This window comes from Nocardia sp. NPDC127526, assembly GCF_042672265.1.
Lineage (GTDB): Bacteria > Actinomycetota > Actinomycetes > Mycobacteriales > Mycobacteriaceae > Nocardia.
The window spans coordinates 75971-100538 of sequence record NZ_JBHXVO010000017.1; the positions used below are offsets into that span (position 1 = coordinate 75971).

A 24568-nucleotide genomic window follows, 5' to 3' on the forward strand; every position below is an offset into this window, starting at 1 on the left:
AGAACGGGGTATCTCCGTGAATTCGCTACAGCGCCTTCAGTTCCTCGGTGACCGCGCCGACGGACTTCTTGGCGTCGCCGAAGAGCATGGAGGTGGTGTCCGCGTAGAACAGCGGGTTGTCGATGCCGGCGAAGCCGGAGTTCATCGAGCGCTTGAGGACGATGACCGACTTGGCCTGGTCCACGTTCAGCACGGGCATGCCGTAGATCGGGGACGAGGCGTCCTCGCGCGCCGCCGGGTTGGTGACGTCATTGGCGCCGATGACGAGGGCGACGTCGGTGCGGCCGAATTCGCCGTTGATGTCGTCCATTTCCTTCATGGCGTCGTAGGAGACCTCGGCCTCGGCCAGCAGCACGTTCATGTGGCCGGGCATACGACCCGCGACCGGGTGGATGGCGTACTTGACCTCGACGCCCTTGGCTTCGAGCAGGGCCGCCATTTCCTTGACCGCGTGCTGGGCCTGGGCTACGGCCATGCCGTAGCCGGGGACCACGATGACCTGGTTGGCGTAGGCCATCTGGATGGCGGCGTCCGCTGCGGAGGTGGCCTTGGCCTGCTTCTGCTCGCCGCCCGACGCGCCGGGAGCCGTTCCGCCACCGCCGAATCCGCCCGCCACGATGGCGGGGATGGAGCGGTTCATGGCCTTGGCCATGAGGTTGGTGAGGATGGTGCCGGACGCGCCGACGATCATGCCCGCCACGATCATGGCGGTGTTGTTGAGCGCCAGACCCGCTGCGGCGGCGGACAAACCGGTCAGCGCATTGAGCAGGGAGATGACCACGGGCATGTCCGCGCCGCCGATGGGGAGCACGACCATGAGGCCGAGAATGCCCGCGGCGACCAGCAGGCCGATCATCCACAGCTGCGAGGCGCCGCCGTCGGAGGCGCCGATGCCGATGACCACGGCCGCGGCGATGGCGGCCACGGCCAGCAGCAGGTTCAGCGGCTGCTGCAGCTTGCCGATGCCGATCGGCTTGCCGGGCAGGATCTCCTGCAGCTTGCCGAAGGCGATGACCGAGCCCCAGAACGAGATCGAGCCGATGATCGCGGCGAACAGCGAGCCCACGATGATGTGGACGGTCGGCTCCTCACCGTGCTTGAAGTTGGAAAAGCCGGTGGTGTCGATGAATTCGGCCCAGGCGATCAAAGCCACGGTGCCACCGCCGACGCCGTTGAAGGCGGCGACCAGCTGCGGCATGGCCGTCATCTTGGTGAACTTGGCCGGCGGCACGCCCAGGGCGATACCGATGACCAGGCCGGCGATGATGATGATCCAGTTGGTGGTGTCGCGAATGGAGATGAAGGTCGCCACGACCGCCAGCCCCATGCCGAATGCGGCGATCCAGTTGCCGCGCACCGCCGTCTTGGGACCGGTGAGTCCCATCAGGCCGTAGATGAACAGCGAGAAGGCGACGATGTAGAGGATATTGACCAGGTTGTCCATTTACTTGTCCGCCTTCTCGGCAACCGGCGCGGCCTTCTTGCCCTTGAACATGCCGAGCATGCGGTCGGTGACCACGAAACCGCCGACCACGTTCAGGGTTCCGAAGACCAGGGCCACGAAGAGAATGATCTGAATGCCGATGGAGGGGTCTTCCATCTTGCCCAGCGTCACCAGCGCGCCGAGCACGACAATGCCGTGAATGGCATTGGTGCCGGACATGAGCGGGGTGTGCAGGGTATTGGGCACCTTGGAGATGACGGCGAAGCCGACGAATCCGGACAGCACCAGAATGGCGATATTCGCCAGCAGTTCGGTGTACATCAGGCATCCACCTCACGGGTAACGCAGGAGTCCGCGAGCACCTGGTCCTCGAAATCGGGCGCCAGCGCACCGTCTTTCAGCATGAGTTCCAGCAGCGCGGCAATGTTCTTGGAGTACAGCTCGGAGGCGTGCTCGGGCATGGTCGCCGGTAGGTTCAGCGGCGAGGCGATGGTGACGTCATGGCGCACAACGGTTTTGCCGGGCTCGGTGAGCTCGCAGTTGCCGCCGGTCTCACCGGCCATGTCGATGATCACGCTGCCGGGCTTCATGCCCTCCACCGCGGCGGCTGTCACCAGGCGCGGCGCGGGCCGGCCCGGCACCAGCGCGGTGGTGATGACCACGTCGAAGCCCTTGATGGCGTTCTCGAGCGCCTGCTGCTGCTGAGCACGCTCCTCGTCGGTGAGCTCTCGGGCGTACCCGCCCTCGCCGGCGGCGTCGATACCGAGATCGAGCCACTGCGCGCCGACCGAGCGCACCTGATCGGCGACCTCGGGGCGCACGTCGTACCCGGTGGTCCGGCCACCGAGGCGCTTGGCGGTCGCCAGGGCCTGCAGGCCCGCGACGCCCACGCCGAGCACCAGCACCGTCGCCGGTTTCACGGTGCCCGCCGCGGTGGTGAGCATGGGGAAGAATCGAGTGGATTCCGAGGCGGCCAGCAGCACGGCCTTGTAGCCGGCGACATTGGCCTGCGAGGACAGCGCATCCATGACCTGCGCGCGGGAGATGCGCGGAATCGCTTCCACCGCAAAAGCCTGCACGCCCGCCGCCTTCAGCGCACCGATCTTGTTGTCGGCATTGCGCGGGGCGAGGAACCCGATCAGCGTCTGCCCCTCGGACAGCTTCGCGATCTCGGAGTCATTGGGCGGCGCGACCTTCACGACCACGTCCGCGCTCCACGGATCGCCGATGGTGGCACCGGCCTCGGTGTAGAGCTCATCGGGAATGAGTGCGCCCAGACCGGCACCGGACTCGACGATCACCTCCACGCCCTGCTTGCGCAGCGACGGAATGATCTTCGGCACCAATGCGACACGTCGTTCGTCCGGGTTCGTCTCACGAACCACGCCGACGCGCGCACCGCGGGGCGCAGCGGTCTGTGCGCTCTGCGTTGTGTCCACTTGTCTAACTTCCTTCTCGGTCCAACGGTGGGCCGAACTTACTGTTGAGTAAGTTCGTGAGAATTCTCGCAACTGTACCCGGTCCGCGGTGAGCGTAGCGGAGATGACCATCACACTGCGTGGTGCGAAGGGCTCCGCGGGGCTCCGGACTGTGCATTGTGCTCAATCGAATCGCCTGTGGCGGTATTCCTGGAGGAGCGGTGTGCCCGGACCATTCCTCCTGGTTGGAACCCGCCTTTCTATTGTGAAACGGACTCGCCAATCGTGCGCGGCCCGATGACCTGCGACAAGTACGTACATAGGGGGGCGGTTACTTACGTAGGGGTGTGCGAGCAGGTGAGCCGCGCGCCGGGGCCGCCGGGGGTGTCGCGCATCACTCTTACGCCGTAATGTCTGCGGGGTGAGTGGCTGTATCTTCTGCCGGATCGTGGCGGGCACCGCGCCCGCGACGAAGGTATACGAGGACGACACCCTGCTGGCGTTTCTCGATATCCGGCCCATCACCCGGGGGCACACGCTGGTGATTCCCAAATGGCACGCGACCGATCTGGACGAGCTGACCCCGGCGCTGGGCGCGCAGTTGTTCACCCTCGGTCACCGGCTGGCGAAGGCCCTGCGCCGCAGCGATCTCGGATCGCACGCGGCGAATCTGGTCATGAACGACGGCAAGGCCGCTTTCCAGACCGTGGGCCATGTGCACCTGCACGTGGTCCCGCGCCGCAATGGCGACATGTTCACCTTCGCAAAGGGATTCGTGCTGCGCCGCCCGCACGACCGGGAAGTCACGGCAGCCGCCATCCGAGCCGGATTGGACCGGCTCGCCGCCGAGGAGAAGGAAACCAGCGCATGACCGACACGGTGCCGGACCGCGCCGATATCGCCGCCGCCTTATCCGGCCAGTGGGACGCCCTCGCCCGGCTAGTGGACGGGCTCGACGAGCCGGGCTGGCGGACGCCCTCGGCGCTGCCGGGGTGGACGGTCTTCGATGTGATCGCGCACGTCATCGGGGTCGAGGCCATGCTGCTGGGTGAGCCGACCCCGGATGTCGAGGTGGCCGGCGAGCACATTCACAACGACATCGGCGCGCTCAACGAGAAGTGGATCGAATCGCTGCGCCCGCTCAGGGGTGCGCAACTGCTGGAACGGTTCGGCGATGTCACCGGCCGCAGGTTGAAGGCGCTCGCGGAGACCAGCCCGGAGATGTGGGCACAGGAAGTACCGACGCCGGTGGGCATGGCCCCTTACGGCCGGTTCATGCGAATTCGCCTGTTCGACTGCTGGATGCACGAGCACGATATCGCCGACGGGCTGGGCGTCACGGTCGACGAGGGCGGTTCCCGCGGCGAAACCGCGTATGAGGAGCTGCTTCCCGGTCTGGGCAAGGCCGTGGTCAAGGGCGCGGCCGCGCCGGACGGTTCACGGGTCACCTTCGAGCTCACCGGCCCTGTCGCGCGCGAACTGCACGTAGAGGTGGCGGCCGGTCGGGCGGCCCTGGTCGAAGCCCTGTCCGGTCCCGCCACCGTCGTCGTCACCATGGACTCGCGCCTGTTCGCCCGCCTGCGGGGCGGCCGCACGACCGCCGACGCGCATCCGGGCGAATTCACCCTCACCGGCGATACCGAACTCGGCAACCGCCTGGTTCGCAGCCTGGCCTTCACCATCTGAGCCGCGGTGCGACTGTTCCTGTCCAGCTACCGTTTCGGCGCGCACCAGGCCCGCCTGCTCGCCATGGTGGGCGAGCCGGGCCGGGTCGCGGTCATCGCCAATGCCTGTGACGCCTGGCCCTCGGCCTGGCAGAGCGCCGTCACCAGCGATCTGTTCCCCTTGCGCCGCTTGGGTTTCCAGCCGGAGGTCGTCGATCTGCGGGAGTATGTGGGCCGGACCGCGGAGCTGGAGCGCACGCTGTCGCGGTTCCCGCTGGTGTGGGTGCGCGGCGGCAATACCTTCGTGCTGCGCGCCCAATTCGCCCGCAGCGGCGCCGATGTCGTGCTGAAACGCCTGCTGGCCGCGGACGCGCTGGTCTACGCGGGCTACAGCGCCGGCGCCTGCGTCCTGACCCCCGACCTGCACGGGCTGGAATCCATGGACGATCCGGAGGAGGTCCGGACCGCCTGCGGCATCGAACCGCTGTGGGACGGACTGGGTTTGGTGGACCGGCCGATCGTTCCGCACCTGGATTCGCCCACCGATCCGGAGGGCTTGTCCCGGAAACTGGTGCGCGACTACGCCGCCGCCGGAATCCGGCACTGGGCGCTCACCGACGACCACGTGGTGGTGGTCGACGGCGAGCGCCTCGACGTGCTGACCTGATGGCCTAGTGGCCCTTGTGCCGCAGGCCGTGCCCCAGGGCGACGGCGGCGGCCCCGAACGCGCCGACGGACAGAATGGCGAAGCTGGCCACATAGGCGTCCAGCGTCGGCACCTTCGTATTGGCGATGACATGCGCCGACAGGATCGAGGCGGTGACCGCGCCCGCGATACTGCCGCCCGCGGTGCGCACCAGCGAGTTGATGCCGGAGGCGATCCCGCTCTCGCTCATGGGAACGTGCTGCACCGCCAGCGTGCCCAGCGCCGCGTAGCCGATGCCGAAGCCGGTGCCCTGCAGCACATTCGCGATGATCATGTCGTAGCCGTGCGCATTGGAGAACGTCAGCCAGGCCATGGACAGCCCGGCGAAGGCCGAGCCGATGGCCAGGGTGTACGCCGGTCCGATCTTCGCCGCGATCCGCCCGGTGCGGAAGGAGAAGAACGTCATGAGCGCCGCGCTCGGAATGCCGTACAGGCCGACCGCGAGCACCGAGCCCGACAGGCCGTAGCCGACCTTGTCCGCCGGTGTCTGAATGAAATTCGAGATGAGCGTGAAGGATCCGAACATGGCGAAGCCGAGCAGCGCCGAGGCGATATTCGCCGACAGCGACTGCGGCCCGACCAGCAGTTGCAGCCGCACCAGCGGCTGCTCCACCTTCAGCTCGACGACCACCCAGATGGCGGTGAGCACGGCCGCGATACCGAAAAGCCCCAGCACCGAACCGGATCCCCAGCCCCAGCGCGGGCCCTGGCTGATGCCGAGCAGCAGGCTCACCAGCAGTCCGGCCAGCAGCGCCGCGCCGAGGAAGTCGGGCTTGCCGCCGTGCCGCACGCCAGTGTTCTTGGCGCTCACCTGAATCAGCACCGCGGCCACGACACCGAGCCCGGCGGTCAGCCAGAACACCGGGTGCGGATCCTGGGTGTGGTCGGCGATGACGCCGGTGACCAGCAGGCCGACGGTGCCGCCGACGCCCATGGTGCCGGAGACGATGCCGATGGCCCCGACCAGGCGCTCGCGCGGGAAGGTGTCGCGGATGATGCCGATGGCCAGCGGAATCATGGCCGCCGAGGTGCCCTGCAGGGCGCGCCCGGCGATATAGACGCCGAGCGAGTCCGCGAAGGCGCAGACCACCGAGCCGGCGATGAGCAGCCCCATGGCCACCATGACCATCGGCTTCTTGCCGTACATGTCGCCGAAGCGCGACAGCAGGGGAGTGGAGACCGCGCCGGTGAGCAGCGCGGCGGTGAACAGCCAGGTGACGCCGGAGACGTCGGTGTGCAGCTGGGTGATCATGCGCGGCAGCAGCGGGATCACGACGGTCTGCTGGAGCGAGACGACCAGACCGGCCGCGCACAGCGCGAGCAGGGTCAGGCCGAGATGAATCTGTGGGCGTTCGTCGGTGCCGGCACCGGCGCCCGGACCGACTGCGGTCGAAGTCATAGGATTCCTTGGGATTACTTACCGAAATTAAGTAAACGGATTTCGTAAGATAACCACATGCCGCCCCCGGAAGCCATCCGCCCCAACGTTGACACAGGTCACATAGTGGAGCTCGAACGTGCTCTCGCTCGGGTGTCCTACCTGCTCACGCGGGTGCGGCGGCACGACCGGGCCATGACCAAATGCGGCATCAAGATCGATCGCGCCAGCGTGCCGCTGCTCCGCCTGCTCGCCGACGCGCCCGAACCCATGCGGCTCGGCGAGCTCGCCGTCCGCCTCGATGTCGAGGCGCCGCACGTGAGCCGCCAGATCCAGCGGCTGGAGAAAGCCGGCTTCGTCGAGCGCGTTCCCGATCCGGACGATCGCCGGGCCCAGCGGGTCAGCCCGACCGCCGACGGCCGCCGGGCCGTCGACTCCATTCGCGATGTCATGCGCGAGTGGATGCGAGAAGCCTTGTCCGAGTGGAGCTCCGAGGACCTGAAGGCCCTCGCGGTGCTCAATCACCGCATGGTCGACGCCTTCCTCGACCATGCCGAGCAGGCCGGCGATCTCGGCCCGCGCTCGCCGCTGGCCTTCGTCCGCGACCGGCGGTCCTGACCCGGGCCTGGTCCTTCGCTCGGCCGGCTAATCTCGCGCGGGCGCCGATACCGGGGCGACGGCGCGAGCGCCCCAGGCGCACAGGAGCATTGCGATCAGCGGGACTGCCATGGTCGCGGTGAGCGGCATGAGTTCGGTCAACCAGCCGATGATCGCCGGACCCGCGAGCAGCCCGATATAGCCGAGACCGAAGACCCGCGACATATCGGTCGCGGATGCGGATGAGCCCAGATTGCCTGCCGCCGTGAACACCTGCGGGACTCCGCCCGACAGTCCGATCCCGCACAGCGCCCAGCCCGCCAGCGTGACCGGCAGCCATGGCGATACCAGGATGAGCGCGAATCCGAAGGCCGCCAGCAAGGTTCCCCACCGCACCACCGCCACCCGTCCGAACCGCCCGCTGACCCGGTCGGCCCCGAGTCGCCCCAGGGTCATGGTGGTGGAGAATGCCGCGAAGGCGAATGCGGCCGTGGCGGTGTCCACTTCCAGCCGATCCCGCAATTGCAGCGCACTCCAGTCCGCTGCCACCCCTTCCGCCATCAGCAGCGCGAACGCGATCACTCCCAGCAGCAGCACTTTTCGCGAGATCCCGCGCGGGCCGGGTGCCGCGCCGGTGGCGGCCCTCGCATCGCTCGGCACCGCATCGCCATAGGGCAGGGCCCGCCACTCGGGCTCGGGATGCGGACTCGCGTCCCGCGCGGGGTTCGCATCCGCGGTCTCATGGCCCGCATCGGGTTCGGCCGCCCGCCGTGCCGGGGGAGGGCTGTCTGCCGCGTGCACTCCGGCCGCGGCGCTCACGTCCGGCGCACCGGGTCCGAGCATGCGGGGCGCGCACAATGCGACAACGGCCAGACCACCGAGCGTCGACACCGCGAAGGTGGTGTGGCTGGTCCAGTCGGCACGCTGGGCGGCGGCCCCCGCTACCGCGCCGAGGAGCCCGCCGAGCGAGAAGAAGGCGTGGAAGGCCGACATGATGGGGCGCGGGTAGGCGCGTTCCACCACGACGGCCTGGGCATTCATGGAGACGTCCAGGGCGCCGTTGCAGAAACCGTAGGCCAGCAGGGCGGCCGCGAGGGTGACCGTGGACGTGGCGTAGCCGAGGCCGAGCAGGGTGACCGACAATCCGGCGGCGGCCGCGGCGGTGAGGGTGCGGCTGCCGAACCGGTCTGCCAGGGGTCCCGCCGCCTGCATGCCCGCAATGGCGGCGGCGGCCATGAGCAGCAGGAGCATGCCCAGGGTGCTGTGCGATACCCCGGTCCGCTGGGTCACGGCCGGGATGTGCACGATCCAGATCGCCGACAGCAAACCATTGAGGCCGAAGATCAGAAACAGGGCCAGACGGGCGATTCGGATCGGAGGAGCAGGCGTTGTAGCGGCCATCGGTACGACGCTACCGGCCCGGAACCGGTATCTCCTCGTTTCCCACTCCCTCGAGCGGCTTCGTCGACGCTCCGGGTGGGGATCCGAATCTTTTGGATTCCAACCTGTTTCGTATCAATTGTATGCCCGGCCACCGACAAGTTATGCGTGCGCGGGCGCCGCCCAGACACCGGAAAGCGCCACGTCGCGGACATAATCGGCGAAGTCCTTGGGCTCGCGTCCCAGGGCCCGGCGTACCCCGTCGGTGGTGTGCGAGTTGCGCCCGTCGAAGAGCGTTCCGAACAGATAGTCCAGCAGGCTGACCTCATCTGCGGGCCGTCCGGAAGCGGTCAGCCGCGCCACGTAATCCATGCGCCCGGGCGAACGGAAGACGATCTCGCGCCCCGTTGCCCGCGAGATCTCCGCGAGCGCCTCGGCGAGGGTGAGTGCGCGCGGGCCGGTCAGTTCGTAGACCTGCCCGGCATGCCCGTCCTCGGTCAGCGCCGCCACCGCGACCTCCGCCGCATCGCCGGCGTCCACGAACGGCTCCGGCACATCCCCGCACGGCAGCAGCATGGCCCCGTCGCGGATGTCCGCGGCCCACTGTCCGGTGCTGAAGTTCTGCGCGAACCACGAACACCGCACGATGGTGGTCGCCGGGCCCGAATCCCGCACGATCCCCTCGCATTCCAGCGCTTCTGGCTCACCGCGCCCGGACAGCAACACCACCCGCCGCACACCCGACGCCACGGCCGCCGTGGTGAAGCGCTTGATATCGGCGGGCGCGCCCGGCACCGCGAGATCCGGCTGGTAGGACAGGTAGACGGCGTCGATGCCGCTGAGCGCCGGTGCCCAGGTGCTCCGGTCGGTCCAGTCGAAGGGGATGTCCGCGCGGCGCGATCCGAGCCGTACCCGCACGCCGCGGGCGGTCAGCCCGGCGGCGACGAGGCTGCCGGTCTTGCCGGTGCCGCCGAGTACGAGAACCGGATTCTCGCTGTTCACGGTGCCTTTGGTGGTCATATCCCCAGTACACCGAGATTCGGTGCGCGCGAACATGGTTGAGAAGCGCGGCCACATTTGCCATCGTCTTGGGTATGGATGCGTTGGCCAGCCTGCTCGAAGGACCACGCGCACGGTCGGCGTTCGTCATGCGGAGCAGTTTCGATCCGCCCTGGTCGCTGCGTATCCGCGACGAGGCCCCGCTGACCCTGGTGGCGGTGGTGCGCGGCGGCGGCTGGGTGATCCCGGACGCCAAGAACGGCAAGCAGCTACCCCCGCGGCAACTGCGCACCGGCGATATCGCGCTGTTCCGCGGGCCGGACCACTACACCGTCGCCGACGATCCGGGCACCGAGCCGCAGGTGATCATCCACCCCGGCCAGATCACCATGACGCCCGCGGGCGAGGTGCTCTGCGAGACCCTCAGCCTGGGCATCCGCAGCTGGGGCACCAGCGCCGACGCGGCGACGGTCCTGGTCACCGGCACCTATGAGCAGGAATCGGCGGCCAGCCGCCGACTGCTGCGCGCCCTGCCGCCCATTGCCGTGCTCAGCCGCGGCGATATCGACGACCGGGTGCTGGATCTGCTCGTCGACGAGGCGGCCAAGGATCTGCCCGCCCAGGGCGCCATGCTGGACCGCCTGCTCGACCTGCTGCTCATCGCGACCCTGCGCGCCTGGTTCTCCCGCGCCGACGCCCCGGCCTGGTACCACGCCTACGGCGATCCGCTGGTGGGCAAGGCCCTGCGCCTCATGCAGCACAATCCGGCGCACGCCTGGACCGTCGCGTCGCTGGCGTCCGAGGTCGGCGTGTCCCGCGCGGCCCTGGCCCGCCGGTTCACCGAGCTGGTCGGCGAGCCCCCGATGGCCTTCCTCACCGATTGGCGGCTGGCCCTGGCCGCGGACCTGCTGCACGAATCCGACGCCACCCTGGAGGCCATTGCCCGCCGGGTCGGCTACGGCAGCGCCTTCGCCCTGAGCACGGCATTCAAACGCCACTACGGCATCAGCCCGCGCGATCACCGCAACGCCACCGACCAGCGCTCGGCCTGAGATCACCGCCCGCTATCGTCGGCAGGGTGACGCAGGATGAGCAGTACCCGGTGTTGTGGCCGGTGCCGACGCGCTGGGCGGACAACGACCACTACGGGCACGTCAACAATGTGACCTACTACAGCTACTTCGACACGGCTGTGAACGCGTGGCTGATCCATGCCACGGGGGTGGACATTCGCGAGCTGCCCGCCATCGGCGTGGTGGCGCAGACCTCCTGCAAGTTCCTGGGCTCGCTCAGCTTCCCGGATCAGCTGCGGGTGGGCATTCGCATCGCGCGCCTGGGCAATTCGAGCATCAACTACGAGCTGGCCATCTTCCGCGAGGCCGGCGACGCCCTGGAGCTGGCCGCCACCGGCACCTTCACCCACGTCTACGTGGACAATGAGACCCGCAAGCCCATCCCGATTCCGGAGATCATCCGCAGCGCCGCCGAACCTTTGGTGGTCACGGCCGGCGCGGAGAGCTAGACCCGGCCCAGCAGGGTCAGCGGATCCTCCAGCAGCGCGGCCACACTCGCCAGGAAGCGGGAGCCCTGCTCGCCGTCGATCATGCGGTGATCGAAGCTCAGGCCCAGGGTGGTCACCCAGCGCACGGCCAGTTCGTCGCGGTGCACCCACGGGCGCTTGCGGATCGAGCCCAGGCACAGAATGGCCGCCTCGCCCGGATTCACCAGGGGCACACCGGTATCCACGCCGAACACGCCGACATTGGTAATGGTGAAGGTGCCGCCGGTGAGGTCGGCCGGCGTGGCTGCGCCGCCGCGCGCCAGCTCGGCCACCCGCCCGATCTCCTGGCACAGATCGCGCAGGCTCAGGCCCTGGGCCTCCTTCAGATTCGGCACCAGCAGCCCGCGCTCGGTCGCCACGGCGATGCCGAGATTCACGTAGTGCTTGGTGACGATCTCCTGATTGGATTCGTCCCAGTACGAGCTGATCTCGGGGAACTCGCTCAGCGCCACCAGCGTCGCCTTGGCGACCAGGGCCAGCGGGGTGAGCGTCAGCCCGGCGAAGGTGGGCGTGGCGCGCAGATGATCCAGCAGCTCCATCGAGCCGGTGAAATCGGTGGTGACGAATGTGCCGGCCTGCGGAATGTGCTGGGCGCTGGCCACCATGGCCGCGGCCGTGCGCTTGCGGATTCCGCTGATGGGCGTGCGGGTTTCGCGTTCGGAGGCCGCCGGGCGCGCACCGGCCGGGGCGCGCATGGGCGATACCGGCGGCGCGGTGTGGATCGGAATGTGGTCGGCCGCAAGGGGCTCGCGGCGCGCCCCGTGCAGATCGTCCACGGTGACGGCGCCTTCCGGCCCGGTGCCGGTGATGCTCGCCAGATCGACGCCGATCTCGCGCGCCAGCTTCCGCGCACCCGGGGTGGCGGCGGGGCGGGCGAGCCGCATGCGGTCGTCGTCGAAGCCGGAACCGGCGCTGCGGGTGGCGGATTCGGCCGGCCGAGCGTCCGGGGTGCCATTGGACAGTGCGGCTTCCGGCTCCGGCGCGGCCGCCCGCGCGGCCGCCGCCCGTGCGCGCCGGGAGACCGGTTCGCTGTCGGGGCCGTAGCCCACGAGCACCGACTGCCGCTCGGCCGCCGTCTTGGCGGACCCGGCCGTGCCACTCGCGGCAGTGGTGGTCTCCGCCGGGGCGGCGGCGGTCTCCGCTGCGGCGGCATCGGACTCGGCCGGGGCGGTGGCGGACTCGGCCGGGGCGGTGGCGGACTCGGCCGCGACGCCCACTCGAATCAGCGGCGCGCCCACCAGCACGGTGTCCCCGGGCTCGGCCAGCAGCTCCAGCACGGTCCCGGCGAATGGGCACGGCAGCGACACCTGCGCCTTGGCGGTCTCCACATCGGCAATGGTCTGGTTCAACTCGACGACATCGCCGACTCGCACCGCCCACGACACCAATTCGGCGTCGGCCAATCCCTCCCCGAGGTCCGGCAATCGGAATTCCATGACCTGCTGCTGATCTTCCACCGAGCTTCCTCCGTGCATGGACCGTTATGCGGCGAGCGTGCGGTCGACCGCGGCGAGAATACGGTCGGGGTCGGGCAGGTGGTGCCGTTCGAGTTTAGCCGGGGGATAGGGGATGTCGAAGCCGCCGACGCGCAGGACGGGGGCCTCCAATTGATAGAAACAGCGTTCGGTGATGCGGGCCGCGATTTCCGCGCCGAGCCCGCCGAAAACCGGCGCCTCGTGCACGACTATCAAGCGGCCGGTCTTGCGCACCGAGGTTTCGATGGTGTCGAAATCGATGGGCGAGAGACTGCGCAGATCGATCACTTCCAGCGAATGTCCTTCGTGGGCGGCGATATCGGCGGCGGTGAGCGCGGTGGCGACGGTGCCGCCGTAGGCGACGACCGTGGCGTCCGCGCCGCTGGTGCAGACCCGCGCCCTGTCCAGGGCCAAGCCGCCGCCGCGGTCGAGTTGATCGAAGTCCACGTCGGCCTTGTCCCAATAGCGCCGTTTCGGCTCGAAGAAGATCACCGGGTCGTCGAGTGCGATGGACTGCCGGATCATCAGATACGCATCGGCCGGATTGCTCGGCGACACCACCCGCAATCCCGCGGTGTGCGCGAAATACGCTTCGGGCGATTCGGAATGGTGTTCCACCGATCCGATGCCGCCGCCGCACGGAATGCGAATGGTGATCGGCGCGACCACCTTGCCCTGGGTGCGATAGTGGATTTTCGCCACCTGGCACACGATCTGATCGAAGGCCGGATACACGAACCCGTCGAACTGGATTTCACACACCGGCCGCAATCCGCGCAGGGCCATTCCGAAAGCGGTTCCCACGATCCCGGATTCGGCCAGCGGCGTATCGATGACCCGATTGTTGCCGAAATCCTTCTGCAGCGTATCGGTGACCCGGAAGACGCCGCCGAGGCGGCCGATGTCCTCGCCCATCAAGACGACCTTGGGATCGTCCTCGAGCGCTCGGCGCAACCCGAAGTTGATGGCGCCCGCGAAAGTCGTCTTCATGACCGCGCTCCCTCCAGGTAGTCGGCGTACTCGCGGCGTTCCTGCTCGACGAGCCGGTGCGGGGTGGAGTAGACGTGCTCGAACAACTCCATGGGTTCGGGATCGGGCAGGGCGAGCGTCGCACTGCGCAATCGTTTGGCGACGTCATCGGAGACCGCGGTCACCTGTTGCTCGAAAGCGCTGTCCCACAGTCCCTCCCGCTCCAATAGCCGGCGCATGCGGTCGATGGGATCGCGGCGCTGCCACAGCTCGAGTTCGGCGGCGGTGCGGTAGCGAGTCGGATCGTCGGCGGTGGTGTGCGGGCCCATGCGATAGGTGATGGCCTCGATGAACGAGGGCCCGCCGCCGGACCGGGCGCGGATCACCGCCTGCCGGGTGACGGCCAGCACGGCGAGGGCGTCGTTGCCGTCCACCTGGACGCCGGGAATCCCGTAGCCGAGGGCACGATTGGCGAGCGGGGTCGGGCTCTGGGTGCGGACCGGGGCGCTGATGGCCCAGTGATTGTTCTGGCAGAAGAACACCACCGGCGCACCCCAGGTCGCGGCGAAGCCCAGCGCCTCGGCGATATCGCCCTGGCTGGTGGCGCCGTCGCCGAAGTAGGCGATGGTGGCGATCTCGGAGCCCTCGAGATGGGCCGCGTAGGCGTAGCCGGTGGCGTGCAGGCCCTGCGCGCCGACCACGATGGCGGGATTGGTCATCTTGACCGCGTCGGCGTCCCAGCAGGAGTGGGCCACTCCGCGCCAGAGTCTGGTGAGCTGTTCCGGCGGTACGCCCCGGACGTAGGCGACACCGGCTTCGCGGTAACTGCAGAAGACGTAATCGTCGGGGTGCAGGGCGTGCACGGAACCGATCTGCGCGGCTTCCTGGCCGAGCAGCGGCGGCCACAGACCGAGCTGCCCCTGACGTTGCAGGGCGGTTGCCTCGGTGTCGATGCGCCGGGCGACGGTCATATCGGTGAAGAGCGTGCGCAGGTCGTCGCCGTCGATATCGGCGACCAGGGGGACATGCGCGCGATCGAATACGCGGCGGCCGTCGGGCTGCATCAATTGCACCGGGTAGGTGTTCTTCTCGGGCATGGGTTCGCCTCCTCGAGCACCGGATACACGGTTATCGCCGGGGGATTGTGTCCCGTGAGCGATGCGTTGTGTCCTGTACCACACAGGATCCTCCGCTGGGCGCGATGCGCAAGCATCGACACGGCAACTGTGCAGAATGCGCGTTTCGGGGCCCTTGACCAGTGTCATACTGATCCCCATGAGCAGCAGGGAACCGATCACCGGCTCGGTGGACGCCACGGATGCCCGATTGTTGCTGGAGCTCGTCGCCAACCCTCGCGCCACCGGTGTCGAACTGGCCGCCCGGCTGGGCCTGTCCCGAAACACCGTGCAGGCCAGGCTGGCTCGCTGGGAGGCCAACGGGGTGCTGGCCAGCTTCGAACGCCGCGTGGATCCCCGCGCCCTCGGTTATCCCCTGGCGGCCTTCGTCGCCGTGGTCGTGGATCAGCATCAGCTCGATGCCGTGGTGGCGGAACTGGCGGAGATTCCGGAGGTCACCGAGGTCTGCGGCATGACCGGGCCGACCGATCTCACCGTGCGCGTGGTGGCCCAGGATGCCGACGATCTGTATCGGATCACCGGGCGGATCCTGAAGATCCCGGGGGTGGAGCGCACCAATATGGCGCTGGTCATGCGTTCGCTGGTCGCTCCCCGCACCGCGCCGCTGCTGGACCGGCTCGCCGGGGCCGCGCCCGCGAACGAGGCCTTCCGCATGGTGCCGCCCGATGTCGATCGGGCCGAGCGCTGAGCGAGCCGACGCGAAATTCAGTCCAGTTTCCATGGATTGGCCGCTGACCTGACGGTCACTGGACCGCGACGATTGCCCGATGAGTACAACCACCACGAGCGATCCGGCTATTGACAGTCCGCCCCGGGCCGGTATCGGCCAGCCCATCGGAGCCGGAATCGTCACGGCGCTGGTCGGTTTCACGAGCTCGTTCGCGGTGGTCCTGGCCGGTTTGACGGCCATGGGTGCGACCTCGGCGCAGGCGGCCTCGGGCCTGCTGGCGGTCTGCGTGACCCAGGCCGTCGGCATGCTGGTGCTCAGCCGCCGCTACCGGATGCCCATCACACTGGCCTGGTCCACGCCCGGCGCGGCGCTGCTGGCGAGCACCGGCCTGGTCGCGGGCGGCTGGCCCGCGGCGGTGGGCGCGTTCGCGGTGGCGGGCGTGCTCATTGTGCTGACCGGCTTCTGGCAGCGGCTCGGCGCGCTCATCGCGGCCATTCCAGGGGAGATCGCGCAGGCCATGCTGGCCGGCGTGCTGCTGCCCATGTGCCTGGCGCCCATCAAGGCGCTGAGCGTCAGCCCGGCCGTGGTGGTCCCGGTCATTCTCACCTGGCTGGTGCTGCAGAAGTTCGCCGCGCGCTGGTCGGTGCTGGCCGCCTTCGCGGTGGCCGCGGTGGGCGCGGGCATCGATATCGCCGTCACGCACCGCAGCGTCGACGTGTCGGCCATGGTGCCGCGCATCGAATTGACCGTCCCGCACTGGAGCTGGCAGGCGCTCATCGGCGTGGCGGTGCCGCTCTACATCGTCACGATGGCCGCGCAGAACATTCCGGGCACCGCGGTCATGAGCACCTTCGACTACAAGGTGCCGTGGCGCGCCGCCATGACGGTCACCGGTCTCGGCACCATCCTGGGCGCTCCGGCGGGCGGGCACGCCATCAATCTGGCCGCCATCAGCGCCGCCCTCTCGGCCGCCCCCGCCGCGCACCCGGACCCCAAGCGCCGCTGGATCGCCGCCGGCACAGCGGGTTTCGCCTACCTGCTGCTGGCCCTGGCGTCCGGTGCGCTGGTCACCCTGGTCGCCGCCGCCCCGGAAGGCGTCCTGGAAACCGTTGCGGGCCTGGCCCTCATCGCCACCCTCGCCGCCGCCCTGACCGCGGCCCTGACGCCGCCCGAGCACCGCTCCGCCGCCGCCCTCACCTTCCTGGTCGCCGCCTCCGGCGTCACCCTCCTGGGCATCGGCGCGGCCTTCTGGGCCCTGGTCGCGGGCCTGCTCGTCCGCTGGCTGCTGCGCCCGGCCTCCTCCGCCGCAGCGCCCGCCACCGGCAAGCGATAGAGCCCCGTACCCTCGTCGTTCCGGCGCGCTTTCGGCCGGAATCCGCCCGGCGGGCAGCGGTCCAGCCGGACGCCATGCCGGGGACGACGATCGGCGGGCCGCCCGATGGTGGACGGCTGGTGCCGGGTGACGAGCGCGGACGGCAGGGGCGCGGCGGTATGCCGGGCCGGCGGCAGCGTTTCTTCCCGCGCGCGAAAGCTCTTCGGCGAGTGGAGGTGTGTTGGTGTGCGTGGCGCGCTGGGCTGCGTAGGGTTGGGGCGTCGGTTTCGAGGTGGAATCTTCGAAGAGGAGTTGGCTTGAGCGCGGTGCTTATCTCGGCGGAGGACCTGCGGGAGCGGCTGGCGAGTGGGGGCTCGCCGGTGCGGCTGCTGGATGTGCGGTGGGCGCTGGGGGACCCGGACGGTCCGCAGCACTACCTGGACGGGCATATTCCGGGTGCGGTGTTCGTGGATATGGAGACCGAGCTGGCCGCGCCGGCCTCGCCCGCCAAGGGCAGGCATCCCATGCCCGAGGTGGCGCACCTGCAGAAGTGCGCGCGCAGCTGGGGAATCCGCGGCGGGGATGCCGTGGTGGTCTATGACGCCACCGGCGGTATGGCGGCGGCGCGGGCCTGGTGGCTGCTCAAATGGGCGGGGGTGCAGGATGTTTCGATTCTCGACGGTGGGCTGCCGGCGTGGGAGCGCGCCGGGGGCAAGGTGATCGCGGGCGAGGAGCCCGATCCGGAGGCCGGAGATGTGGTGCTGACCCCGGGCAATATGCCGGTCATCGACGCCGACGCGGCCGCCGGATGGCAGGGCCTGCTGCTGGACGCGCGGGCGGGGGAGCGCTATCGCGGTGAGGTCGAGCCCATCGATCCGCGCGCCGGGCACATTCCGGGTGCGGTGAGCGCGCCGACGGCCGAGAACCTCACCGCGGACGGATATTTCAAGACGGCCGACGAATTGCGTTCCCGCTTCGAGGGATTCGGCACGGGGCCGGTGGCGGTGTACTGCGGGTCGGGCGTGACCGCCGCCCACCAGGTGGCCGCGCTGGCGGCCGCGGGCATCGAGGCGTCGCTGTATCCCGGATCCTGGTCGCAGTGGTCCAACGACCCGAAGCGCCCGGTCGCCACCGGTTCGGAACCGGCCTGAGGCCCGGGATCAGCGCGGTTTGACCGCCGTGAGAATCCCGATGGAGTAGCGCTCGGGGCTGAATTCCAGGTCGGTGAAGCCGATTTCGGTCAGTGTGGCTCGATATTGGCGGACATCGACCTCCGCCAGCGGATCCTGGCCGTGCGCATGGTGGTCGTGGCCGTGCGCATGGTGGTTGTGACCGTGCGCATTGTGGTCGTGGTCGTGCCGGTGCCGCAACAGTTTTCCGAGGATCCGCAACACCGCGCCGTGCACGCCGGTGTTGGGATTGGCGTCGACGAGCAGCAACCGCCCGCCGGGGCGCAGCACCCGGAACATGCCCGCCAGGGCATTCTTCCGTTCGGCCTCGGGAATGTGGTGCATGACGAAGGTCGAGGTGACGACGTCGAAGCTGGCATCGGGCTGGGTGAGCTCCTGTGCCGCGCCCGCTTCGAATCGGCAGTTCGGCGGTGCGTCCTCGGCGGCGTACGCGAGCATCGGCGGGGAGGGATCGATCCCCAGCACCCGGCCCTGCGGCCCCACCCGCCGCGCCAGTTCGCGCGCCAGCCGGCCGGGCCCGCTACCGATATCGAGCACGCTGTCCCCCGGCCCGGCGCCGCTGGCGTCGGCGAACCGGCGTCGCACCGCGCCGGCGCGGCCCAGGAAGATGAGATCGGTCAAGAGGTTGTAGCGGCGCGGCCAGGTGATGAGCTCGCCGATTTCATTCGGTTCGTTTCGGGACACTTGCTGTTTCGAGTTCATGTGCTCAATCATCGAAGGATGAGAAATGCCAGGCCAGAACCAGATTCCGGGGATGTGTCCTTTACCGAACACTGGCCCGGAAAGTGTGCCGGAAAGCCGGAGAATGGCTCTGGCGGCGCCGTGGACCGCCGGGTTCGGCGCACCCGCATGGCCCTGCACATCGCGTTGATCGAGCTCATGAAGGAGCGCTCCTACGCCCGGATCACGGTGCAGGACATCATCGATCGCGCCGATGTGGGCCGGTCCACCTTCTATGCGCACTACCGCGACAAGGATGATCTGCTGGTGGTCAGCTGCACCGAGCATGTGCGCGAGGTGATTTCGACCGAACTGGCGGCCTACGACGGAGACCCGCCGCTGCTGGCTCCGGTCGCCATTCTGTTCCGGCTCGTCGGCGACCACCCCGACATCTACCGACCCCTGATCGGCCAGCGCGCCAATGCCGTTGTGCTGCGGTCGGTCCGGCAGATGTACGCGGAGCTGCTCACCGAGCACCTCGGGCCGCGGCTGGCGCTGGAGCCCGCCGATCTGGCGGGGACCATCACCTACCTGTCCTGGGGTCTGTTCGGCTTGCAGGAGGCGGTGATGGATTCCCAGGACCCGCTCACCGCCCCGGAGGCATATCGCCTGTTCGAGCGGCTATGGGCAGGTTCGGGCAATGCCCTCGAGCGTGGCCTGGTCCGCCACGGTGATGGGTAGGCCGTACTGGGTGGCGGCGCGCAGGTACTTCCCCGCGTAGAAGCAGTGATTGGCCTTGGCCGGTGGTAGCCAGTCGCTGGGCGTGCTGTCGCTCTTGTCCTCGTTGGTCTTCCCGTCCACCGCCAGCAGGTTGTAGTCGAGATCATTGGCGAAGCGCACCCGCCGCTCCAGCGGCCAGCCGGAGGCGCCCATATCCCAGGCGGCGGCCAGCGGATAGACGTGATCGATCTGCACGTCCCGCGCCTCGGCCTTCGCGAATTCGATGCGATTTCCCGTATAGGGGTCTTGCAGAATCCCCGCCACCACCACGCAGTTATTGGTGCCCGCCCGGAATTCCACCGCGGTGAGCTGAAGGGCCAGCACATTGTTGCGGGTATCGCAGCCGTCGTGCCCGCCCGGCCCGTCGTGGTCGTCGCTCCAGGCCTGGCCGAACACACACCCCTGCCCCGCCTTGCAACCGCGTTCGTATCCGGCCGGATTCGGCCGCGCCGGCATGACCTGCACCGCCGCCAGCAGCTGTTCGATCTCCACCCGCGTCGGACTGCCGGGCGCGGGCGCGACCTGCCCGCCGACCATTTCGCAGCCGGGAAGAACGAGCACGGCCAGCACCGCACTCAGCAGTGCGAGGACGCGCTCCATGGACATGTCACATATCTACTCGCCCGCGCCCACAGCGCGCGTCGATTACGAAACTTCGCACCCCACAGAACTTCTCGCGCCGACCGCGAATCGCGGCCGGCGGACTTGTGCGGGAGGTTTCTTACAACCAGGCGTGCGCCAAGAGGTCGTCCGCCGCGGTTTCGGAGAGCTGGGGCGGGAACCTGGTGGCCGCGATGGAATCCACCCGGCAGCCGTCGTGGCCGATCAGCCAGGATCCGCCGCGCTCCTCGCATTCGGCGATCTTGGCGAAAGTGGCGAGCAGGAAAGCGATGGCATCGCGTGGATCGGCGGTGCGCGCCAGCCGCTGTGATTCCCCCGGCCGGGACAGGTCCAGCCACACCCCGGATTGGCCGTCCAGGCGCATCCCCACGATTTTTGTCGTATCGACGAATGTGAACTTTCGTCGTTCCCACGGCGTCGTCGGCGTGAAGCTCTGCTCGAGCACTTGGAGCAGAATCGTCATCTTCACGGCCTCCCTCGGTATCGAAAGTGCCACGGCTCCGGATTGAGTCGCGGTTGATTATCGGGTGCACCCCCGCATGACGGCTGCGCTGAGCACAGCTGATATCGCCGTATGCGATGACCTGCGGTTATTCCAGTATGTTCCGATATCGGCCAGAAATAAAGACCCGGTAGGGGTGGTGATTTGCCGGATTTCCGCCGGCGGGTGGCTGCGGGTCCCGGCAGCGGTGTCGGTGCGGGCTGATTGGATGGTCGGATGCTGCACGGATTGTGGTCGCCCGGGTCGGGATTGGTGCTGTGGCACGACTCAACCGGTGATGCCGTGGCAGCCATCGACGCCGTGACGCTGCCCGATCCGCTGGGGGCGATCGTGCAGGCCGCGAAGTTCCGGCACCAGGCGCAGGTCCTGGTCCCCGGGCCGAACGGACCGGAGAAGGCGCAGGTCAAAGCGCATGCGCTGGCGCCGGAACGGGCCGCGAAGGTGCTGTTGCAAGAGCTGCCGGCCGGTGCGGTGGCGGGGGATCTGCGGTATCTGGCGCATGTGGCGCGCGGGGTGGACCGCTGGGTGCGGGCCGGGCGGATCGTGCCGGAAATGCGCCGTGACGACGGTGAATGGTGGGTGCGCTGGCGCCTGGTGGGCGGGCAGCGGCAGCGCGCCTGGCTGGCCGAACTGGCCGTGGCCATGCCGCCGGCCCTGCAGGTCGCGGGCAGTCCGGGCGAGGTGCTCGAGCATCTAACCGGCGAGCTCGCCGATCCGATCGCGCGCCTGCGCATCATGCCCCGGTTGCCGGCCGCCGCCGCGGACGGTTCGGCGGCGGTGGTGGCCGTCGGCGGCGGCCTCGGTCTCGCGGAATCGCCCGCGCATCCGCTGCTCGGCGCCCTGCTCGGGGCGCAACCGCTGGCGAGCGGCTCGCATCGGGCGGCCGCGGTGCTCGAGGATTGGCGCACCAGCATCACCGTGGACGAGCCGGAACTGCTGCTGCGGCTGCTCGAGCCCGATACCGAGGACGAGGGCGGGCTGTGGCGGCTGGAGGTGTGCCTGCGCAGTGAGGGCGAGGCGCCGCAACCGGTGCTGCTGCCCGGTGATCCGCATCTGGTGCGCACGGCCGGGGAGAAGCTGGCGGCCGCCAAGCACGCCTATCCGCGCCTGCGGGACCTGCCCAGCGACGACCGCAGCCTGGATCTGTTCCTGCCCACCGAGGTCGTCATGGACCTGGTCGCGCACGGGGCGGCCGTGCTTCGCGAAGCGGGCGTGAAACTGCTGCTGCCGCGTGCCTGGCGGATAGCCGCGCCCAGTTTGCGCCTGCAGGTGCAGAGCCCGCCCGCGAGCGAAAGCGCCGTCGGGCTCGCGGGTTTGGTGTCCTTCCGCTGGGAGCTGGCGCTCGGGGACACGGTGCTGTCACCGGCGGAGATGGCCCGGCTGGTGCGGTCGAAATCGGATCTCGTGCAATTGCGCGGGGAATGGGTGCAGGCCGACCATCGCATGCTGGCCGCGGCGGCCGACTATGTGGCGGGCCGCACCGACGCCACCGAGACCACCATCGGCGGGCTGTTCGCCGAGCTGTCCGCGCATCCGGTGATCGGCGTCCCGCTCGAGGACGTGTCCGCGACCGGTTGGGCCGCACAGCTTTTCGATGCCGAACACGAGGTGGAACCGGTCGCGGAGCCGGTCGGATTGAAGGCGCAGCTACGGCCGTACCAGCTGCGCGGCCTGGCCTGGCTGGCCACCATGAGCCGCCTGGGCTGCGGCGCGATCCTCGCCGACGACATGGGCCTGGGCAAGACGGTGCAGGTGCTGGCGCTGCTCGTGCACGAGCGTGAAAAGGCCGCTGCGGCAGCAACTTCCGAGAAGGACGCCGTCGGCCCCACCTTGCTGGTCTGCCCCATGTCCGTGGTGGGCAACTGGCAGCGCGAGGCGGAGCGATTCGCACCGGACCTGCGGGTGCTGGTGCACCACGGGGCGGCTCGGCGTTCGGGTGCGGAATTCGATGCGGCGGTGGCGGATTCGGATCTGGTTATCACCACCTACGCGTTGCTGGCGCGGGATGTGGAGGAGCTGAAGCGGCAGTCCTGGCAGCGGGTGGCGCTGGACGAGGCGCAGCACATCAAGAATGCCGGGACCCGGCAGTCCCGGGCGGCGCGGCTGGTCCCGGCGCGGCATCGGCTGGCGCTCACCGGAACCCCGGTGGAGAACCGCTTGGAGGAGCTGCGCTCGATTCTGGATTTCGCCAACCCGAAACTGCTGGGCCGACCCGCGGACTTCCATGCTCGCTTCGCGGTGCCGATCGAGCGGGAGCGCGACGAGAACGCCATCACCCGGCTGCGCGCCATCACCTCGCCGTTCGTGCTGCGGCGGGTGAAGACCGATCCGAAGGTGATCTCGGACCTGCCGGACAAGATCGAGATGACGGTGCGGGCCAATCTGACGGTGGAGCAGGCGGCGCTGTATCAGGCGGTGCTCGACGATATGTCGGCCAAGCTGAGGTCCGCGAAGGGGATGGAGCGCAAGGGTGCGGTGCTCGCGGCGCTCACCCGCCTCAAGCAGGTGTGCAACCATCCCGCGCACTACCTGAGCGACGGTTCGGCGCTGCTGCGACGGGGCCACCATCGTTCCGGGAAATTGGCTCTGGTGGAGGACATTCTGGAGTCGGTGATCGCCGATGGCGAGCGGGCGTTGCTATTCACCCAGTTCGCCGAATTCGGTGATCTGGTGGCTCCCTTCCTGTCCGAGCGGTTCGGCGCCGAGGTGCCCTTCCTGCACGGCGGGGTGAGCAAACAGCGGCGGGATGCCATGGTGGAGAACTTCCAGTCCGAAGGTGGCCCGCCGGTGATGCTGCTGTCGCTCAAGGCGGGTGGCACCGGTTTGAATCTCACGGCCGCCAATCACGTTGTGCACCTGGATCGCTGGTGGAATCCGGCGGTGGAGAACCAGGCCACCGACCGCGCCTTTCGCATCGGGCAGCGCCGGGATGTGCAGGTTCGCAAGCTGGTGTGCGTGGACACCATCGAGGAGCGGGTCGACGACATGTTGAAGGGGAAGCGGCAACTCGCTGATCTGACTGTTGGTGCGGGCGAGAAGTGGATCACCGAACTGGGGGATGATGAGCTGCGTGCGTTGCTCGCGCTCGGTGCTGAGGCGGTTGGCGAATGAATGGCCGTATCGACTTCTCGGAATTCGGTCCTCGGCGGGCGGTCAAGGGCGGGGTGCCTGCTCGTAGCCGGCGAGGGGCTGCCTTTGCCAAAACCTGGTGGGGGCGTTCGTTTCTCGAAGCCATTGAAGACGTTGCCGACGCCGGGCGCTTGACTCGCGGACGCTCGTATGCCCGGACGGGGCAGGTCATCAGCTATCGGCTGGAACCGGGCGCGGTCAGCGCGGAGGTTCAAGGCAGCCAGCCGCGGCCGTTCATCTCGGTGCTGACCATGCGGCAGCTTCGCGACGAACGGCTGGCCGAACTGGTGACGCTGGTTCGTGCTACTCCGGGCATGCTCGGCGAAATTGCTTCCGGCACACTGCCTCATGGGTTGGCGCCGCTGCTGCTGCCTACCACGGCGTCGGAATTGGATTTCTCGTGTACCTGTCCGGATTCCGGCTGGCCGTGTAAGCATGTGGCGGCGATCTGTTATGTCATCGCTGAGCGGCTCGACGAGCATCCGGGGGATTTGCTTACGCTGCGCGGCATCAAAATCGACGCGCTCATCGGGAGCGTCGAGCGTGAGACGGTGGCGGTGGACAATGCTGATCTTTATGGTGACGAGGTTGCTCTGCCGAAGTTGCCGAAGCCGGAATATCGGGCGGCTCCGGAGGATCTTGACGCTGTGTTGCTGCGGCAGGCTTTGCGGATGACTGCTGAGGACGAGCAGACTGCTGAGTCGGGGTTGCGGCAGGTTCGGGTGCTGTATCGCGCGTTGGAGGACTGAGCGTCACTGGGGTGGTCTGATTAGGAACGCTCGTGGCTGTGTTTAATTTGCCTCCGCTTCGCTCCGGCGGGGTTCGGGGCCTGGAGGTCTCGATTTTTCCCTCCCTCCGCGCACGCCGGAGCTCCTCCGCTTCGCTCCCCCGCTCCGACGCACGCTCCACTCAGTCCAAAATCGAGACGGCCCCGAACCCACACAGTGGGTGCACCAACTGTTATCCCTACAGTTAAT

General features: G+C 68.6%; 24 protein-coding genes. 12 read left to right on the forward strand and 12 right to left on the reverse strand.

Translation table 11 applies throughout. From position 1 onward, the window contains the following. Nucleotides 1–25: 25 nt before the first annotated feature. Genes ACFVIV_RS24885 through ACFVIV_RS24895 form a run of 3 tightly spaced genes read right to left on the reverse strand, consistent with a single transcriptional unit; the run spans nt 26 to nt 2883 of the window. Complete coding sequence (locus ACFVIV_RS24885; protein ID WP_379200163.1) at nt 26–1444, reverse strand: NAD(P)(+) transhydrogenase (Re/Si-specific) subunit beta; 1419 nt, start codon at nt 1442–1444, stop codon at nt 26–28. Next, the gene (locus ACFVIV_RS24890; protein WP_379200165.1) at nt 1445–1765 is read right to left on the reverse strand and encodes an NAD(P) transhydrogenase subunit alpha; all 321 of its coding nucleotides are present in this window, start codon (nt 1763–1765) and stop codon (nt 1445–1447) included. Continuing rightward, nucleotides 1765–2883: a Re/Si-specific NAD(P)(+) transhydrogenase subunit alpha gene (locus ACFVIV_RS24895; RefSeq protein WP_379200166.1), complete on the reverse strand. Its 1119-nt coding sequence runs from the start codon at nt 2881–2883 to the stop codon at nt 1765–1767. Before ACFVIV_RS24895 ends, ACFVIV_RS24890 begins: the two co-directional genes overlap by 1 nt. A 400-nt stretch (nt 2884–3283) precedes the next feature. On the opposite strand from ACFVIV_RS24895, the gene ACFVIV_RS24900 reads away from it, so the two are divergent. From ACFVIV_RS24900 to ACFVIV_RS24910, 3 genes are read left to right on the forward strand one after another with little or no spacing between them, the layout of a single operon-like run. Beyond that, on the forward strand, nt 3284–3733 hold the full coding sequence (locus tag ACFVIV_RS24900) for an HIT family protein (protein ID WP_379200168.1): 450 nt from the start codon (nt 3284–3286) through the stop codon (nt 3731–3733). Further along, nucleotides 3730–4548: a maleylpyruvate isomerase family mycothiol-dependent enzyme gene (locus ACFVIV_RS24905; protein ID WP_379200170.1), complete on the forward strand. Its 819-nt coding sequence runs from the start codon at nt 3730–3732 to the stop codon at nt 4546–4548. The genes ACFVIV_RS24900 and ACFVIV_RS24905 overlap by 4 nt, the downstream gene beginning before the upstream one ends. A 6-nt stretch (nt 4549–4554) precedes the next feature. Continuing rightward, nucleotides 4555–5193 carry a Type 1 glutamine amidotransferase-like domain-containing protein gene (locus ACFVIV_RS24910; RefSeq protein WP_379200172.1) on the forward strand — a complete coding sequence of 213 codons (639 nt, stop codon included), beginning with the start codon at nt 4555–4557 and terminating at the stop codon, nt 5191–5193. A 4-nt stretch (nt 5194–5197) separates the two neighbouring features. On the opposite strand, the gene ACFVIV_RS24915 is transcribed toward ACFVIV_RS24910, so the two are convergent. After that, nucleotides 5198–6631 (reverse strand): MFS transporter, encoded by a 1434-nt coding sequence (locus ACFVIV_RS24915; RefSeq protein ID WP_379200173.1) that lies wholly within the window; start codon nt 6629–6631, stop codon nt 5198–5200. 105 nt (nt 6632–6736) lie between these two features. Here ACFVIV_RS24915 and ACFVIV_RS24920 point away from each other — a divergent pair, with 105 nt between their 5' ends. Then, complete coding sequence (locus ACFVIV_RS24920) at nt 6737–7228, forward strand: MarR family winged helix-turn-helix transcriptional regulator (protein WP_379200175.1); 492 nt, start codon at nt 6737–6739, stop codon at nt 7226–7228. A 27-nt stretch (nt 7229–7255) separates the two neighbouring features. Here ACFVIV_RS24920 and ACFVIV_RS24925 read toward each other — a convergent pair whose 3' ends face one another. Then, nucleotides 7256–8608, reverse strand: coding sequence for an MFS transporter (locus tag ACFVIV_RS24925; protein WP_379200177.1), 1353 nt, complete (start codon nt 8606–8608; stop codon nt 7256–7258). A 141-nt stretch (nt 8609–8749) separates the two neighbouring features. Then, a complete protein-coding gene (locus tag ACFVIV_RS24930; RefSeq protein ID WP_379200179.1) occupies nt 8750–9607 on the reverse strand; it encodes an NmrA family transcriptional regulator in 858 nt (285 codons plus the stop codon). A gap of 74 nt (nt 9608–9681) precedes the next feature. Between ACFVIV_RS24930 and ACFVIV_RS24935 the strand changes: the two genes are divergently transcribed. After that, a complete protein-coding gene (locus ACFVIV_RS24935) occupies nt 9682–10638 on the forward strand; it encodes a cupin domain-containing protein (RefSeq protein WP_379200181.1) in 957 nt (318 codons plus the stop codon). Between the two features lie 26 nt (nt 10639–10664). Further along, nucleotides 10665–11108: an acyl-CoA thioesterase gene (locus ACFVIV_RS24940; protein ID WP_379200183.1), complete on the forward strand. Its 444-nt coding sequence runs from the start codon at nt 10665–10667 to the stop codon at nt 11106–11108. Here ACFVIV_RS24940 and ACFVIV_RS24945 read toward each other — a convergent pair. From ACFVIV_RS24945 to pdhA, 3 genes are read right to left on the reverse strand one after another with little or no spacing between them, the layout of a single operon-like run. After that, a complete protein-coding gene (locus tag ACFVIV_RS24945) occupies nt 11105–12583 on the reverse strand; it encodes a dihydrolipoamide acetyltransferase family protein (RefSeq protein WP_379200322.1) in 1479 nt (492 codons plus the stop codon). The genes ACFVIV_RS24940 and ACFVIV_RS24945 overlap by 4 nt on opposite strands. A 45-nt stretch (nt 12584–12628) precedes the next feature. Further along, entirely contained in the window at nt 12629–13612 is a 984-nt protein-coding gene (locus ACFVIV_RS24950; protein WP_379200185.1) for an alpha-ketoacid dehydrogenase subunit beta, read from the reverse strand. Continuing rightward, nucleotides 13609–14688: a pyruvate dehydrogenase (acetyl-transferring) E1 component subunit alpha gene (gene pdhA, locus ACFVIV_RS24955; protein ID WP_379200186.1), complete on the reverse strand. Its 1080-nt coding sequence runs from the start codon at nt 14686–14688 to the stop codon at nt 13609–13611. Before pdhA ends, ACFVIV_RS24950 begins: the two co-directional genes overlap by 4 nt. 178 nt (nt 14689–14866) lie before the next feature. On the opposite strand from pdhA, the gene ACFVIV_RS24960 reads away from it, so the two are divergent. The 3 genes from ACFVIV_RS24960 (at nt 14867) to ACFVIV_RS24970 (ending at nt 17860) form a co-directional block, all read left to right on the forward strand. Then, the gene (locus ACFVIV_RS24960) at nt 14867–15415 is read left to right on the forward strand and encodes an Lrp/AsnC family transcriptional regulator (RefSeq protein WP_379200188.1); all 549 of its coding nucleotides are present in this window, start codon (nt 14867–14869) and stop codon (nt 15413–15415) included. A gap of 79 nt (nt 15416–15494) precedes the next feature. Then, a complete protein-coding gene (locus tag ACFVIV_RS24965; RefSeq protein WP_379200190.1) occupies nt 15495–16730 on the forward strand; it encodes a benzoate/H(+) symporter BenE family transporter in 1236 nt (411 codons plus the stop codon). 296 nt (nt 16731–17026) lie between these two features. Then, nucleotides 17027–17860: a sulfurtransferase gene (locus ACFVIV_RS24970; RefSeq protein WP_379200192.1), complete on the forward strand. Its 834-nt coding sequence runs from the start codon at nt 17027–17029 to the stop codon at nt 17858–17860. 9 nt (nt 17861–17869) lie between these two features. Here ACFVIV_RS24970 and ACFVIV_RS24975 read toward each other — a convergent pair whose 3' ends face one another. Continuing rightward, entirely contained in the window at nt 17870–18601 is a 732-nt protein-coding gene (locus ACFVIV_RS24975; protein ID WP_379200194.1) for a class I SAM-dependent methyltransferase, read from the reverse strand. A 120-nt stretch (nt 18602–18721) separates the two neighbouring features. Here ACFVIV_RS24975 and ACFVIV_RS24980 point away from each other — a divergent pair, with 120 nt between their 5' ends. Then, nucleotides 18722–19300, forward strand: a complete 579-nt coding sequence (locus ACFVIV_RS24980; RefSeq protein ID WP_379200195.1) for a TetR/AcrR family transcriptional regulator — start codon at nt 18722–18724, stop codon at nt 19298–19300. Here ACFVIV_RS24980 and ACFVIV_RS24985 read toward each other — a convergent pair. Together ACFVIV_RS24985 and ACFVIV_RS24990 are read right to left on the reverse strand one after the other, a co-directional pair. After that, a complete protein-coding gene (locus ACFVIV_RS24985) occupies nt 19241–19945 on the reverse strand; it encodes an HNH endonuclease family protein (RefSeq protein WP_379200197.1) in 705 nt (234 codons plus the stop codon). The two genes, ACFVIV_RS24980 and ACFVIV_RS24985, sit on opposite strands and share 60 nt — an antisense overlap. Before the next feature lie 115 nt (nt 19946–20060). Beyond that, nucleotides 20061–20423: a hypothetical protein gene (locus tag ACFVIV_RS24990; protein ID WP_379200199.1), complete on the reverse strand. Its 363-nt coding sequence runs from the start codon at nt 20421–20423 to the stop codon at nt 20061–20063. Nucleotides 20424–20678: 255 nt separating this feature from the next. Here ACFVIV_RS24990 and ACFVIV_RS24995 point away from each other — a divergent pair, with 255 nt between their 5' ends. Together ACFVIV_RS24995 and ACFVIV_RS25000 are read left to right on the forward strand one after the other, a co-directional pair. After that, on the forward strand, nt 20679–23573 hold the full coding sequence (locus ACFVIV_RS24995) for a DEAD/DEAH box helicase (protein WP_379200201.1): 2895 nt from the start codon (nt 20679–20681) through the stop codon (nt 23571–23573). Further along, nucleotides 23570–24340, forward strand: a complete 771-nt coding sequence (locus ACFVIV_RS25000) for an SWIM zinc finger family protein (protein ID WP_379200203.1) — start codon at nt 23570–23572, stop codon at nt 24338–24340. Before ACFVIV_RS24995 ends, ACFVIV_RS25000 begins: the two co-directional genes overlap by 4 nt. Nucleotides 24341–24568: the final 228 nt, after the last annotated feature.